This window comes from Grimontia sp. AD028 (assembly GCF_000973155.1).
GTDB lineage: Bacteria > Pseudomonadota > Gammaproteobacteria > Enterobacterales > Vibrionaceae > Enterovibrio > Enterovibrio indicus.
Genome location: NZ_LASY01000202.1, coordinates 1 through 216, shown reverse-complemented (window position 1 = coordinate 216; position 216 = coordinate 1). Strand labels below are relative to the sequence as shown.

1 protein-coding gene is annotated in these 216 nt (G+C 42.6%); it reads right to left on the bottom strand.

All coding sequences use genetic code 11. The features are described 5' to 3' along the window. Nucleotides 1-216: hypothetical protein (locus RN22_RS25320; RefSeq protein ID WP_046308507.1), on the bottom strand; the 216-nt coding region annotated here is incomplete at both ends.

Sequence of the window (216 nt, the reverse complement as noted above, 5' to 3'; positions counted from 1 at the left end):
TACGTAGCGTCCCTTCAGGGAACTCAACCGTTGCGAAGCCAGTGTCGATGTCAAAATTAAGGTCTATGCCGTTAATCTGCGTGACCGTGAAACTATGACCTTCTGGGTCATTATCATTGTCTAACAATGAACCTTGTGCCGTTGAAGTTGAATCCAGTGTATTGGTTTCAGTGACCTTGTATTGCTCTGTATGTATAGAAATAGATGTAATGGTGA